Source organism: Lysobacter sp. DMC97 (genome assembly GCF_056313745.1).
This window is the reverse complement of sequence record NZ_JBQUZR010000004.1, coordinates 193,001-194,630: the sequence shown is the minus strand read 5'-3', so window position 1 is coordinate 194,630 and position 1,630 is coordinate 193,001. Positions and strand designations below refer to the sequence as shown.

Sequence of the window (1,630 nt, the reverse complement as noted above, 5' to 3'; positions counted from 1 at the left end):
GGACAGGACATGACCCAGAACACCCTCAAATCCCTGGCGCCGGGGATCCGCAGCATCCCGCTGATCAATTCGTGGTTCGCCCACATGTACCTGGTCGCGCCATCGACGTTCGGCCACTACACGCAATACCACCTCGACCTGCTCGAATCGTTCGTCGACGATCCCTCCCAGCACCTGGAGTCGATCAAGATTCCGGAGCTGATCGGCGGCCCGTTCATCAACTACACCGGCGATCCGGCCGACATGGCGCGCTTCCGCGACCAGACCCGCGAGCGCTGCGCGCGCCAGTTGCACGCCGCCGAGTCGATCAACGCGATGTACCAGATGATCCTCGCGCAGGCCAAGGGCGCCGGCGTGCCGGGCCTGTACGCGCAGATCGATCCGTCGATCCGCCACGGCGTCGAGCTGTCGTACGACGTCTGCAAGCAGCCGGTCGCGCGCATCATCGAGAAGGTGCTGTACGACAGCCCGCTCTACGATCCCTCGCTGCAGACCTGCATCCTCGAGAAGGCGACCTATGAGCCGCGTACCTTCGTGCTGAGCACGCCGCAGATCCGGCGCCAGCCGTCGTCGGTGGAACTGCGCCTGCCGTTCGGCGATCCGTTGTGGAACCACATGAGCAGCGGCCGGCACGGGCTCGGCGAACTGATGGAGATGCTGCGGCCGCACGTCGGCGACGCCGGCGAGATGGCGTTCCTGCAGGACATGTTCATCGACCACCCGACCCGTACGCAGGCCGACGACGTGCCCGCCGGCCGCGTCCGCGTGCGCTACTTCGGCCACGCCTGCGTGCTGGTCGAATGCGCCGGCACCAGCGTGCTGGTCGATCCGCTGATCAGCTATCCCGGCGAGTCCACGCTCGACCACTTCACCTTCGACGACCTGCCCGCGCGCATCGACTACGTGCTGATCACCCATCCGCACCAGGACCACGTGGTGCTGGAAACGCTGCTGCGCCTGCGCGACAAGGTCGGGCACGTCGTGGTCGGGCGCTCGGGCGGCGGCCACCTGCCGGACGTGTCGCTGAAGCTGATGCTGAACCACTGTGGCTTCGACGACGTGATCGAACTCGGCGAGTACGAGACCATCGAGTTCGAGGACGGCCGCATCATCGGTGCGCCGTTCTACGGCGAGCACGCCGACCTCGACATCCGCTCGAAGCTCGCCTTCGGTGTGCAGATGCACGGCAAGGGCTGCCTGTTCTTCGCCGACTCCAACCCGCCGATGGCGGAGTTCTACGAACCGCTGAAGCGGATGATGCCGCAGGTCGACTGCCTGTTCCTCGGCATGGAATGCGTCGGTGCGCCGGCGACGTGGCTGTACGGTCCGCTGCTGCAGAAGATGTTGACGCGCGGCGAGGACCAGTCGCGCCGGCTCGACGGCTGCGACTCGGCGCGGGCGCTGGAGATGCATCGCTTCTTCGACCCCGAACACATCTTCGTCTATGCCATGGGCGCGGAACCCTGGCTGACACACATCACCAGCATCCTGTATTCCGAGGAACTGCCCCAGTTCAAGGAAGCGCGGATCCTGGAATCGACCGTGCGTTCGCAGGGTCGCCAAGCGGAAGTGCTTTACGGAAAACGGGAACTGCTGCTGTGAATGATCGTACTTCGTCTCTCGAGTCCCT

At 65.3% G+C, this 1,630-nt stretch carries 1 protein-coding gene; it reads left to right on the top strand.

The genetic code is table 11. The features are described 5' to 3' along the window. Nucleotides 1-9 precede the first annotated feature (9 nt). Nucleotides 10-1,602 (top strand): MBL fold metallo-hydrolase, encoded by a 1,593-nt coding sequence (locus ACT53Q_RS10085; RefSeq protein ID WP_476186519.1) that lies wholly within the window; start codon nucleotides 10-12, stop codon nucleotides 1,600-1,602. Nucleotides 1,603-1,630 lie beyond the last annotated feature (28 nt).

Excerpts from the sequence above, each read along its gene's own strand:
- ACT53Q_RS10085 (WP_476186519.1), top strand. The coding sequence starts at position 10 with ATGACCCAGAACACCCTCAAATCCCTGGCGCCGGGGATCCGCAGCATC.